Origin of the sequence: Roseovarius azorensis, from assembly GCF_900109455.1 — a bacterium.
GTDB classification, from domain to species: domain Bacteria; phylum Pseudomonadota; class Alphaproteobacteria; order Rhodobacterales; family Rhodobacteraceae; genus Roseovarius; species Roseovarius azorensis.
Genome location: NZ_FOAG01000001.1, coordinates 58,248 through 70,617, shown reverse-complemented (window position 1 = coordinate 70,617; position 12,370 = coordinate 58,248). Strand labels below are relative to the sequence as shown.

At 62.5% G+C, this 12,370-nt stretch carries 13 protein-coding genes; 2 read left to right on the top strand and 11 right to left on the bottom strand.

What is annotated here, in order from left to right:
- The first annotated feature begins 38 nt into the window (after positions 1 to 38).
- Positions 39 to 851 carry a type I methionyl aminopeptidase gene (gene map, locus BSG08_RS00350; RefSeq protein ID WP_093030310.1) on the top strand — a complete coding sequence of 271 codons (813 nt, stop codon included), beginning with the start codon at positions 39 to 41 and terminating at the stop codon, positions 849 to 851.
- Here the strand turns inward: map and BSG08_RS00345 are convergent.
- From BSG08_RS00345 to coxB, 11 genes are all read right to left on the bottom strand, one after another.
- The gene (locus BSG08_RS00345) at positions 833 to 2,260 is read right to left on the bottom strand and encodes an FAD-binding oxidoreductase (RefSeq protein WP_093030307.1); all 1,428 of its coding nucleotides are present in this window, start codon (positions 2,258 to 2,260) and stop codon (positions 833 to 835) included. The two genes, map and BSG08_RS00345, sit on opposite strands and share 19 nt — an antisense overlap.
- Before the next feature lie 71 nt (positions 2,261 to 2,331).
- Positions 2,332 to 3,144 (bottom strand): MBL fold metallo-hydrolase, encoded by an 813-nt coding sequence (locus tag BSG08_RS00340; RefSeq protein ID WP_093030304.1) that lies wholly within the window; start codon positions 3,142 to 3,144, stop codon positions 2,332 to 2,334.
- Between the two features lie 88 nt (positions 3,145 to 3,232).
- Positions 3,233 to 3,820, bottom strand: a complete 588-nt coding sequence (locus BSG08_RS00335) for a GNAT family N-acetyltransferase (protein ID WP_093030301.1) — start codon at positions 3,818 to 3,820, stop codon at positions 3,233 to 3,235.
- Complete coding sequence (locus BSG08_RS00330) at positions 3,820 to 5,082, bottom strand: M16 family metallopeptidase (RefSeq protein WP_093030298.1); 1,263 nt, start codon at positions 5,080 to 5,082, stop codon at positions 3,820 to 3,822. The genes BSG08_RS00335 and BSG08_RS00330 overlap by 1 nt, the downstream gene beginning before the upstream one ends.
- A complete protein-coding gene (gene thrC / locus BSG08_RS00325; protein WP_093030295.1) occupies positions 5,079 to 6,467 on the bottom strand; it encodes a threonine synthase in 1,389 nt (462 codons plus the stop codon). The genes BSG08_RS00330 and thrC overlap by 4 nt, the downstream gene beginning before the upstream one ends.
- Positions 6,464 to 7,147 (bottom strand): SURF1 family protein, encoded by a 684-nt coding sequence (locus tag BSG08_RS00320; protein WP_093031847.1) that lies wholly within the window; start codon positions 7,145 to 7,147, stop codon positions 6,464 to 6,466. Before BSG08_RS00320 ends, thrC begins: the two co-directional genes overlap by 4 nt.
- A gap of 102 nt (positions 7,148 to 7,249) precedes the next feature.
- Positions 7,250 to 8,050, bottom strand: a complete 801-nt coding sequence (locus BSG08_RS00315; protein ID WP_093031844.1) for a cytochrome c oxidase subunit 3 — start codon at positions 8,048 to 8,050, stop codon at positions 7,250 to 7,252.
- Positions 8,051 to 8,075: 25 nt separating this feature from the next.
- The gene (locus BSG08_RS00310; RefSeq protein WP_093030293.1) at positions 8,076 to 8,657 is read right to left on the bottom strand and encodes a cytochrome c oxidase assembly protein; all 582 of its coding nucleotides are present in this window, start codon (positions 8,655 to 8,657) and stop codon (positions 8,076 to 8,078) included.
- The gene (locus BSG08_RS19375; RefSeq protein WP_175544652.1) at positions 8,658 to 8,822 is read right to left on the bottom strand and encodes a hypothetical protein; all 165 of its coding nucleotides are present in this window, start codon (positions 8,820 to 8,822) and stop codon (positions 8,658 to 8,660) included. It lies immediately after the preceding gene.
- Positions 8,819 to 9,766: a heme o synthase gene (gene cyoE / locus BSG08_RS00305; protein ID WP_093030290.1), complete on the bottom strand. Its 948-nt coding sequence runs from the start codon at positions 9,764 to 9,766 to the stop codon at positions 8,819 to 8,821. The genes BSG08_RS19375 and cyoE overlap by 4 nt, the downstream gene beginning before the upstream one ends.
- 91 nt (positions 9,767 to 9,857) lie before the next feature.
- Positions 9,858 to 10,742, bottom strand: coding sequence for a cytochrome c oxidase subunit II (gene coxB, locus BSG08_RS00300; RefSeq protein ID WP_093030287.1), 885 nt, complete (start codon positions 10,740 to 10,742; stop codon positions 9,858 to 9,860).
- Positions 10,743 to 10,943: 201 nt separating this feature from the next.
- Here coxB and tldD point away from each other — a divergent pair, with 201 nt between their 5' ends.
- Positions 10,944 to 12,368, top strand: a complete 1,425-nt coding sequence (tldD, locus tag BSG08_RS00295) for a metalloprotease TldD (RefSeq protein WP_093031841.1) — start codon at positions 10,944 to 10,946, stop codon at positions 12,366 to 12,368.
- The last annotated feature ends 2 nt before the right edge of the window (positions 12,369 to 12,370 follow it).

The window sequence follows — 12,370 nt, the reverse complement described above, 5'->3', positions numbered from 1 at the left end:
TAAATAAAGGAAAAACGAAAAATACCGTGAGGCGAGACGTGAGCGAAAAACACCGAGGCCGACTGACACGCGAGGGTATCCGCATCCATGAGGCGGCGGATTTCGCGGGCATGCACAGGGCCGGGGCTCTGGCGGCGGCTATCCTTGATGAGATCGCCGACCATGTCTTTGTCGGGCAGACCACCGGGGTGATCGACAGGTTGATCGAGAAAAAAGTGACAGCTGCGGGTGCCAGATCCGCCACCATCGGCTACAAGGGCTATCAGCACGCCAGCTGTATCAGCGTCAATCACGTGGTCTGCCACGGAATACCCGGCGACAAGGTGCTCAAAGATGGCGATATCCTGAATGTCGACGTGACGGTGATTGTGGATGGCTGGTTCGGCGACACCAGCCGGATGTATGTGGCCGGACGTCTCAGCCGCAAGGCCGAACGGCTCATTCAGGTCACCCATGATGCGCTGATGAAGGGGATCGAGGCCGTGCGTCCCGGCAATACCTTTGGCGATATCGGTCACGCCATTCAGGCCTATGTCGAGGCGCATCGCATGTCGGTGGTGCGCGATTTCTGCGGTCATGGCCTGGGACGGGTGTTCCATGCTCCGCCCAATGTGCTGCATTACGGACGCGCGGGCACCGGGCCGGTGCTGGAAGAGGGCATGTTCTTTACCATCGAGCCGATGGTCAATCTGGGCCGCCCCGAGACCAAGGTTTTGCCCGACGACTGGACCGCCGTGACACGCGACAGATCGCTGTCGGCGCAATTCGAGCACTCGATTGGCGTGACGGCGGCAGGGGCAGAGGTATTCACGCTTTCGCCTGCCGGGCGGTTTCACCCGACCTGGGGCTGATCCCGCAACACCACCCCCGGATTCATGACGCCCAGCGGATCGAGCGCCTCCTTGATCGCGCGCATGGCTGACAACTTTGCCGGATCGCCATAGCGCTCAAGATCCCCCACCTTGAGCCGCCCGATACCATGTTCCGCGCTGACGGACCCACCCATCTCATGTACCAGATCATGCAGTGCCCGCTTGATATCGTCACGCTCGGCCAGATGATCGGCGCGCGTGCGCCCCGGTATGGGAAAGACATTGTAATGCAGGTTACCATCGCCCAGATGGCCGAAACAGTTGATCCTGAACGCGCCGATGCGCGCGACCACCTCCTGTCCCCTGATGATGAACTCCGGTATTTCGGACATCGGCAGGGAAATGTCGTGAGAACTGACCGATCCGATCCGCCGGTTGGCCTCGGGAATCTGCTCGCGCACCTCCCAGAACTGGTGCCGCTGCGCCTCTGATTGCGCGATCATCCCGTCACTCACCAGTCCCGCCTCCAGCGCGTCTGAAAACAGCGTCTCAAGCGCCGACGTCGGATCAAGACCAAGCGCGAGCCCTACGTCGATCAGCACGAACCACTCCGGCGGATCGGCAAAGGGCTGACGGATATCAGGCAAGGTCTCGGCCAGGAATTCCAACCCCTGACCGTGCATGATCTCGAAAGCGCTCACTCCCTCGCCCATCTGCGCGCGCGCCAGCGCCAGAAGGTCGAGTGCAGCACGCGGACTCTGCACCACCATCAGCGCGGTGCCCTCGCCCGCCGGACGAGCAAAGAGCTTGAGCGCCGCCGCGGTGATGACGCCCAGCGTGCCCTCGGACCCGATCAGCAGATTGCGCAGGTCATAGCCCGTGTTGTCCTTGCGCAGACGTTTCAGCCCATGCCAGATCTGTCCATCGGGCAGCACCGCCTCCAACCCCAGACAGAGATCGCGCGCATTGCCGTAGCGCAGCACGTTCACGCCCCCCGCATTGGTGGCAAGATTGCCACCGATACGTGCCGATCCCTTGGCCGCGATCGACAGCGGAAAGAGCCGGTCCACCTCTGCCGCCGCCGTGTGGACATCCTGCAGGATCGCACCCGCCTCGACGACGATCACATTCTCTTCAGGCCAGATACCGCGCACCGCGCGCATCCGCTCCAGGCTCAGGATTACCGGCAGCGGGCCATCGGGGCTGATCTGTCCGCCGACAAGCCCGGTGCCACCGCCATAGGGCACGACCGGCACCCGCGCCTGCGTGCAGGCGCGCACCACCTCGGCCACGTCATCGGTGCTGTCGGGGGCGATGACCACCCCCTGCCCCGCCCAGCGCCCGCGCGGCTCCTCCAGATAGGCGGGCGTGGCGTCGCGAAAGGAGTGTGCAGGCAACCGCTCGCGCAGGGCGGTAATGAAATCGGGGCTGGCGGACCTGAGCGTCATGACCCCTAGCTATCACGTCCCCCGCCCGGTTCCAGCCCTTTCATTCACGTGGGCAGCGGTGGACCTGTGACTCATTCATTGTCGCGCAGCCAGGCGGGTTGCAGCACGATGATCGTGGGCCGGTCCGGAAGCGTTCTCAGCGAGACCTCGATTTCACTCGATCCGGGTCGCTCGATTGCGAAATCCTCTTCCATTCCAGCTAGAAACCGGCCCAGCGAGGCATCAGCGAACCAGTGCATGGGGATTACGATGCTGGCCTTCACCCTCCGCAACACGTTCATCATGTTCTCGATCGCCATCGTATAGCCGCCATCGACTGGCGCCATGACAACATCCATCCGCCCGAGCGCCGCGTATTGATCGTCCGTCGGTTCGTGATGCAAATGGCCCAGATGGGCGATGCACAACCCCTCGGCCTCGAAAACGAAGATCGAATTGCCCTTGGGTTCCACCCCGCCGCCGGAGCGGATATCGGTCGAAACATTGCGCACCACGAGGCTGCCCAGATCGAGATGATGCTCTATCCCCTGCCCGTAATCTCCCCAGCCCGGCAGCACGTGCGGAATTGCCGGATCGGGACTGGCGGTCCAGTGAGTCGAATGGGCGTGGTTCATTGTGACGATATCCGGGATCAGATCGGCACTGCCGATAAAGCCGGTGAAATCCGTCACCGCATCATATTCCCCTGCCTGGATGAGAAACGACGCATGCGCGATATAGCGTATACGCACGGTATGCTCGGGCAGAGGGGCGCGGAAACTGACCTTGTGCAGGTATTCCAGCCCCGGCGTCGATTGCGCCAACGCGATGCAGTGGCTGGGGCGACGCTCCTGCGCAAACGCGGAAGTGGCCAGCATCAACATCAAAACGGCAAGCCGGATCATCGGCAGTCCTCCTTTTTGTCAAGGAAAGGGTAGCACGATCCGATGCTTCGTCAGCCCCGACAGGTCACCTCAATTACACAAGCAGATGTCACCCCACATCCGTCCGCCCCCTTCGGTCCGCCCGAAGCGCGGCATATAGCACATGTGTGCGCCAGCGGCCGTTGATCTGCAGATAACTCTGCGCGACGCCTTCGTACTTGAAGCCGCATTTTTCCAGCAAGCCGCGCGAAGCGTGGTTTTCCGGCAGGCAGGCCGCCTCGATCCGGCTGAGATTGAGCCGGCCGAAGGCGTAATGCACCATACCCGCGATGGCCTCCTGCATATAGCCCTGCCGTGCGTAAGGCTGGCCGATCCAGTAACCCAGCGTGCCCGCCTGCGCCGGACCGCGCCGGATATTGTCCAAAGTGATCGCCCCCAGCAGTTCCTGATCCTCGCGCCGGATCAGAAAGAGCGGCACGGCGCTGCCATTGGCGATCGAACGCTGCGCCCACCAGACCCGGTTGGAAAATCCCTTGCGCGACAGATGGTCAGTCGCCCAGAGCGGCTCCCACGGGGTGAGAAACTCGGCGCTCTGGGCACGCAGGCTGCTCCAGTCGCGGAAATCGCCGATCACCGGTTGGCGCAGGGTGAGACGCTCGGTCTCGATCCTGAGCTTCCGGCGTGGCAGGAGCAGCATCAGGCGGCACGCCTCGCATCAAGACTGGCTAGCGTGGGGGCATCCGCCACCGGACCATAAAGCGCCAGCGCGGCGGGCGCGCGCGCCACGGTGCCCTCCGCCAGACGGCGCACATCGGCGAGCGTCACCGCATCGATCCGCTCGACCACCTCTGAAAGCTCGGGCACCCTACCCCAAATCTGCAACATCCGCGCCAGCCGTTCAGCTCGGTTCGAGGGGCTTTCGAGTCCCATCAGCAACCCTGCCTTCATTTGCGCGCGGGCGCGCTCGACCTCGGCCGCGCTCATATCCTCTGCGGCGCGCTTCATCTCGTCGATGGTGATGCCCGCAAGATCGCCCATCTGCCCCCCGGAGGTGCCTGCATAGATGGTCAGCATGCCGGTATCGGCATAGGCCCCGGTCTGCGCATAGATCGTGTAACACAACCCGCGCCGCTCACGGATCTCCTGAAAGAGCCGCGATGACATCGACCCACCCAGCGCAGACGCATAGATCTGCGCCGTATAGATGTCAGGATGTGCATAGTCAGGCCCCTCGAAGGCCAGCGCGAAATGCGCCTGCTCCAGATCCTTGACATGGCGCGTTTCGCCACCCTTGAAATGCGCCCTCGGCGGCTCTGTCGTACCGCACGGGATCATGTCGCCGAACATGTCCTCGGCCATACGCACAAGGCTGCCGTGATCGACGGCGCCTGCTGCGGCGAGCACCATCTGCCCGGGCCGGTAATACTGATCGACAAAACCCTCCAGATCCCGCCGGACGAAACCGCGCACGCGCTCTTCGGCCCCCAGGATGGTGCGTCCCAGCGGATGATCCGGATAGGCGCTTTCCTGCAACCAGTCGAAAATGATATCGTCAGGCGTATCGGCGGCCTGTCCGATCTCTTGCAGAATCACGCCGCGCTCGATCTCGATCTCGCGTGGATCAAGCACCGAGCCGCGCAGGATATCCGCCACCACATCCAGCGCAAGCGGCACATCCTCCTTGAGCACGCGTGCGTAATAGGCCGTGGCCTCGCGGCTGGTATAGGCATTGATATAGCCGCCCACATCCTCGATCGCCTCGGCGATCTGCAAGGCTGAGCGGCGCGTGGTGCCCTTGAACGCCATATGTTCCAGAAAATGCGCGATGCCGTTCTGCTCGGCGCGTTCGTGGCGCGCACCGGCCAGCACCCAGACACCGATAGCCGCCGATTGCAAACCCGGCATATTCTCGGTCACGATCCGAAAACCGTTGGGCAGAGTGGTCAGATTGACGGTCAATTGGCGATCCGTTCCTTGATCAGGGTTTCGATCTGGCCAAGATCATTGGCCACGCGCGTCATGCGCTCGTCCCGCTCATACAGGTCCGCCATACGTTCGGGCAAGGGGGGGTGAATTCCGCTGGCTTCCTCGACCGCCGCCGGAAACTTGGCCGGATGCGCCGTGGCCAGCGTGATCATCGGCACACCTTCCTTGCGATACGCCTCCGCCACATGCACGCCCACCGCACTATGCGGACAAAGCAATTCGCCACTCGTCGCCCATGTTTGCCGGATCGTGGCGCGGGTTTCTTCCTCGCCACAGCGCCCGCTGTCAAACGTCTCACGCAGGCTTTCCAGCGCGCCTTGGTTGATCGAGAATCCACCCGCCTTCAGTTCGTCCATCACCTGCGCCACAGCGCCACCATCCTGCCCATAGGCATAATAGAGCGCGCGCTCGAAATTCGAACTCACCTGAATATCCATCGACGGGCTGATCGAGGAGATCACCCCGTCGGGGCGATACTCACCCGTACTCAGACAGCGATGCAGAATGTCATTCTGATTGGTCGCCACCACCAGCCGCTCGATCGGAAGACCCATCCGCTTGGCGATATAACCTGCAAAGACATCGCCGAAATTGCCCGTGGGCACCGTGAAACTGACCTTGCGGTCGGGCGCGCCGAGACTGACAGCAGAGGTGAAATAATACACCACCTGCGCCAGCACCCGCGCCCAGTTGATCGAGTTGACTCCGGCAAGGCGCACACCGTCGCGGAAAGCGATATCATTGAACATGTCCTTCACACGCGCCTGCGCATCGTCGAAATGCCCGTCAATCGCCAACGCATGCACATTGGCCTCGATCGGCGTCGTCATCTGCCGCCGCTGCACCTCACTCACGCGCCCATGCGGATAGAGGATGAACACATCCACCGCATCAAGCCCCCGAAACGCCTCAATCGCCGCCGAGCCGGTATCGCCCGAGGTCGCCCCCACGATGCTCACCCGATTGCCCGAGCGCCTGAGCGAAAGTTCGAACATCTGCCCGATGAGCTGCATGGCGAAATCCTTGAACGCCAGCGTCGGCCCGTGGAACAATTCCAGCAGGAAATGTCCCGAAGCGAGCTGCTTCAACGGCGCGCGGGCAGCATGGCCAAACCCCTCATACGCCCGCGCGATGATGCCGTGAAATTCGTCGTCGCTGAACGCATCGCCGATGAACGGCCGCATCACCCGGAACGCCGCCTCCTCATAGCTCACGCCCCCCAGCGCGCGGATATCGTCGGTATTCATTTGCGGGATGCTCTCAGGCAGATAAAGTCCGCCGTCGCGCGCCAGCCCCGTCAGCATCGCCTCTTCAAAACTGAGCGTGGGCGCCTGGCCCCGTGTCGAGATGTATTTCACGTCTTGCCTTTCTCTGCCTGCCGCATGCGCCTGATGAAAACCCCGGTCATCGCCGCCCAGATCGCAGCCAGCGAGAACCATGTAATCGCGTAACTGAGGTGATCGTTGGGAATGCCGCCCGTGTCTACCGGCAGCGGCGTCACCCCCCGTTCCGGTTCCGACAGCTCCCGCGTCACTACCAGAACCGGCTCGGTGTCCAGCACCCCGGCCATCTGCGCGATGTCGCGGGCAAACCACATATTGCCTGCCACGTCATTCTCGGGTGTCGAACTCAGCCGCTCGTCGGGCCAGTGCAAGTTGCCTGTAACCATAACAGGCCCCTCGGGCGGTGCAGGAACATCGCCCGCCACATTGATGAAACCCCGATCCAGCAGCACCCGCCGCGCGCCCGTATCCAGCGCCGAAATCAGGCGATACCCCGCGCCTGCCTGTTTCTGGCTCACCAGTACGCGCAGCGCCTCTTGGCCGATCCGTCCGGTGACCTCGACCGGCAAGTAACGATCCACTTCGGGCGATACTTTGGCGGGCACCTCCACGGGTGCCGCCGAAATTCTCGCCCCGATGTCGGCAAGAATACCCTCTTTCCACGCCAGCCGCTCCACCTGCCACCACCCAAGCGACAGCAGCACCGCCACACCGGCCACGCCAAAGATCAGGGGAAACAGCACTCTCTTTCGCATCATCCACTCTCAAAAGGAAAATGCGGGAAGGGAAATCCCCCCGCATCTTCTTCCTGGTTCAAATACCCGCGCAGCAGGCATCGATTTTTCGCAGAAAAACCGTCAACTGCCCCAGATATAGACCGCAGCAAAGAGAAACAGCCAGACCACATCGACAAAGTGCCAGTACCACGCGGCAGCCTCAAAGCCCACATGCTGCTCGGGCGTGAAATGCCCCTTGAGTACGCGCAGCAGGCAGACAAAGAGAAAGATCGTGCCGATCACCACATGGGCGCCGTGGAAACCCGTCGCCATGAAGAAATTGGCGCCATAGATGTTGCCCGAGAAACCGAAAGCGGCGTGGCTGTATTCATAGGCCTGAAAGACCGTGAAGATCGCACCAAGCGCAATCGCTATGATCAGCCCCCATTTTACATCCTTGCGGTTGTTTTCATGCACCAGCGCGTGGTGCGCCCATGTCGCGGCACAGCCCGAGCACAGTAGGATCAGCGTATTGATCAGTGGCAGGTGCCATGGATCGAAGGTCTCGATCCCGACCGGCGGCCAGACGCCATCGACCATCGGAGAGTTTTCGCCCATCGGATACATTGCATGCTTGAAAAAGCTCCAGAACCAGGCGGCAAAGAACATCACCTCGGACATGATGAACATGATGAAGCCGTAGCGCAGGCCGATCCGTACCACCGGCGTGTGATCGCCGGTCTCGCCCTCGTTCACCACATCGGCCCACCAGCCGAACATGACGTAAATCACGCCGACAAGACCCGCCAGAAGCATCCATGGCCCATGATCGTGAAAGAACAGAACCGCCCCGAAGAGCATGACGAACCCCGCCAGCGCGCCCAGCAGCGGCCAGATGGAGGGGGGCAGAATGTGGTAATCGTGATTTTTTTCGTGTGCCATCTTTGTCATTTCCCTCGTCGGAGGCTCAGTTCAGTTTTTCATCGGGCTTTACGACCGGCTCAAGCGCGGCATAGGCCTCAGGCAGGTCGATCTCGTGGAACGTATAGGACAGGGTGATCGTATGCACGTATTTTGCGTCCCGGTCAGTTACGATCTCGGGGTCCACGTAGAAGGTAACAGGCATCTGCACCCGCTCACCCGGTTGCAACACCTGCTCGGTAAAGCAGAAACAGTCGATCTTGACAAAGAACCCCCCCGCCTCATAGGGCGTCACGTTGAAGCTGGCGGATCCGGCCACGGGTCGGTCGGTCGGATTATAGGCTTCGTAGAAGGCCAGGCCGGTCTCGCCTATCCGCAGTTTCATCTGCCGTTCGACGGGGCGGAATACCCAAGGCATGCCGCGCTCCTTGCTGGCGTCAAAGCGCACCGTGATGGTTTCCTCCAGCACGCCCTCACTAGCAGCCTGGGCCACGCCAGGGGTTCCGCCAAAGCCGGTCACGCGGCAGAACCAGTCGTAGAACGGCACCGCGCCCCAAGCGAGGCCGCCCATCACGACGACGACACCCACCAGCTGGGCGGCGGTTTTGGTTTTCGGATCAAGTGTCATTCAGTTGGTTCCCTGTTCAGTTGCAGGCATGTTGAAGTCGTCGTCAGAGACCTTGGCGATGGTCAGCCCGAATACCAGCGCCACAAAACCCGCCAGCACCAGCCCGAGACCAAGATTGCGGCCAAAGCGGCGCCGGTGCAGTTCATGTTGCGCGCGAAAGCTCATCCCCACGCCCCCAGCCCGAGACCGCGCAGGGCTGCCTCAGCCAGAATCGCGCTGAAATGGGCGAAGAGATACCAAAGCGACAGCCGGAAGGCGCGCTTCTCGATACGGTAATTGTCGGCCTCGGCCATCGCCTCGTCACGCCGCCAGATCGCCAGCGCATCACGCAGAAAGAGCGCGTTCAAGACCAGCGCCGTAGCCAGATAGACTGGCCCGCCGATGCCCGTGAATGCCGCCCCGATCGCCAGCGCCGCCAAAAGCACTGTATAGACAAGGATATGCACCCGCGTCGCCCGCCGTCCATGCGTCACTGTCAGCATGGGCACGCCCGCAGAATCATAATCCCCCCGCATGAAGAGAGCCAGCGCCCAGAAATGCGGTGGGGTCCACATGAAGATGAGCGCGAACATCAGCACCGCCTCGATACTCACCGAACCCGTGGCCGCCGCCCAACCGATCATCGGCGGAAACGCCCCGGCTGCCCCGCCAATAACGATGTTCTGCGGCGTCCAGCGTTTCAGCCCGATGGTATAGATCACCACGTAAAAGAAGATGGTGAATGCGAGGATCGCCGCCGCCAGAAGGTTCGTCGCCAGCCAGAGCATCACCACCGACATGACCGCAAGCGTCATGCCAAAGGCAAAAGCCTCGTCGCGGCTGACCTTGCCTGTGGGAATCGGGCGGTTCCGCGTGCGCTTCATCATCGCGTCGATATCGGATTCCCACCACATGTTAAGCGCGCCCGCCGCGCCGCCGCCGACCGCAATAAAGAGTATTGCGGCCAGCCCCACCACCGGATGCACGGCCACCGGGGCGGCCAGCAAACCCACCAAGGCGGTGAACACGACCAACGTCATCACCCGCGGCTTGAGCAGGGCGAAGAAATCGCCAAAACCCGCCTCGCCGGGCTGCGCGGTGCTGGCTGTGTTGAGGCTCGCGTCACTCATGCTCTTGTCTCGGACCGTTCATTTCGGCGGCGGCGGGATCACTCCCGCCTTGCCATTGCAGTGCAGGCCAGGCTTTACCCCGGCTCCGCCATCAGTTCGCCAGCGCCACGTCCACGCTGCGCGGCGTGCCGGCATATTCCTCAATGGCGCCATCAAGCCATTGTTCATAGGCTTCCTCGCTGACCACCTTTACAGTGATCGGCATATAGGCATGCGCCTGACCGCAAAGCTCGGAGCATTGGCCGAAATACACGCCCTCCTTCTCGGCCTTGAACCACAGTTGCGCCAGACGGCCCGGCACGGCATCCTGCTTGACGCCAAAAGCGGGGATGGTCCAGGCGTGGATCACATCCGCGCCGGTCACGGTCATCACCACGGTCTTGCCGACCGGAACAACCACGGCTGTATCGGTCGCCAGCAGGAATTCGTCGCGGTTGTAGCCCGCCTCGGTCAGCTGCTGCTCGACCTCGGGTGTCAGGCGGTTGTCGCCGCCCGTGGCAGGCGCGCCGATCATGTAGCTGTCAAAGGCAAAATCGTGATCGGTATATTCATACCCCCAGAACCACTGATAGCCCGTGACCTTTATGTTGATCTCGCCCTCGGGGATCTCCTGCTGCTTGAACAGCACGGGCAGCGAGAACGCGCCGATAAAGACCAGAATGACAATCGGAATTATCGTCCAGGCAATCTCGACCGGCGAATTGTGCGTGAATTTCGCGGGGTTGGCATTGGCACGGCGATTGTAGCGCACGATCACGATGGCCAGAAGCGCCGTCACGAATAGGACGATGGCGATGATGATGACGTTGATCATCCCGTCCAGCCATTGCAGATCGCGGGCAAGTTCGGTGGCCGCGGGCTGAAATCCCGTACCGCCCTGAATGGGGGCGCCGATGACCTCTAGCCCGTCCTGCGCGCGGGCGGGGAGGGCGGAAAGGGCGGTGAGAGCCGCCAGAAGGCTGAAAGGTAGTCGCATTTTGCACCCTGATCGGTTGAATCGGTTCATGTCTTTTTGGCGGGTCTCGCGCCGCGCGGACGGAATCCCGTTGTCTCGATGCTGTCTAAAACCATATTCTGCCTCAAACGACAAGAAAGACCATTGCGGCAAACGGACGCTTTTTTGATCTGGATCAAACAGGCCCCGCCGCGACGGATCGACAGGATCAAGGAACGCCCCATGAACGACACGCCATTTCGCCCCTTCGAAACCTTGCTGGATCGCGACGTGGCGCTGGCCCGCCTGCGCGAGGCCACCCAAGGGGCCGACGATGGCGAGTTGTTTCTGGAACGGCGGCGCGCCGAGGGGCTGCTCTTTGATGACGGGCGGGTCAAGACCGCCTCCTATGATGCCTCCGAGGGGTTCGGTCTGCGCGCCGTGCGCGGTGAAGTGACTGGCTATGCCCATTCCTCCGAGATGACTGACGCAGCCCTGACGCGCGCGGTCCAGACCGCACGGCTTGCGGTGGGCGCGGGCGGCGGCACGCTGGCCGACGGTCCTGCCCCCACCAATCGCCGACTCTATACCGACACGGACCCGATCACCGGGGCGCCGTTCCCCGTCAAGCTGGACACGCTGCGCGAGATCGACGCCTTTGCCCGCGATCTCGATGCACGGGTGGTGCAGGTCTCGGCCTCGATCGCCGCCTCGTTGCAGGAGGTGGTGATCCTGCGCCCCGACGGCACACAGGTCAGCGACATCCGCCCGATGACGCGCCTCAACGTGTCGGTCATTGTCGAACAGGACGGACGGCGCGAAAGCGGCAGCGCGGGCGGCGGCGGGCGCGTCGGGCTCTATGGTCTGCTCGACCCCGCTGACTGGCAGGCCAGAGCGCGCGAGGCGCTGCGCGTGGCGCTGGTCAATCTGCGGGCAGAGGCCGCCCCGGCAGGGGTGATGGATGTGGTGCTGGGGCCCGGCTGGCCCGGCATCCTGCTGCACGAGGCGATCGGCCACGGGCTGGAGGGGGATTTCAACCGCAAGGGCAGTTCCGCCTTTGCCGGACTGATGGGACAGCGAATCGCGGCAAGCGGAGTCACCGTGCTGGACGATGGCACGATCCCCGACCGGCGCGGCAGCATCAGCGTGGATGACGAGGGCACGCCCTCTGCGCGCAATGTTCTGATCGAGGACGGCATTCTGGTGGGCTACATGCAGGACCGGCAGAACGCGCGGCTGATGGGGGTCAACCCCACCGGCAACGGGCGGCGCGAAAGCTATGCCCATGCCCCCATGCCGCGCATGACCAACACTTATATGCTGGGCGACGACGCCACACCTGGCGATCTGGTGGCCGAGTTGAAGGACGGTATCTATGCAGTGGGCTTTGGCGGCGGGCAGGTAGACATCACCAACGGCAAGTTTGTCTTTTCCTGCACCGAGGCTTACCGCGTCAAGAACGGCCAGATCGACGCACCCGTCAAGGGGGCCACATTGATCGGCGACGGCGCGACGGCGCTGCAACAGATTCGCGGTCTGGGCAACGACATGGCGCTCGATCCCGGCATGGGCAATTGCGGCAAGCAGGGCCAATGGGTGCCGGTGGGCGTGGGCCAGCCCACGGTGCTGATCGGTGGGCTGACGGTGGGCGGGTCTGCGGCTGCCTGACT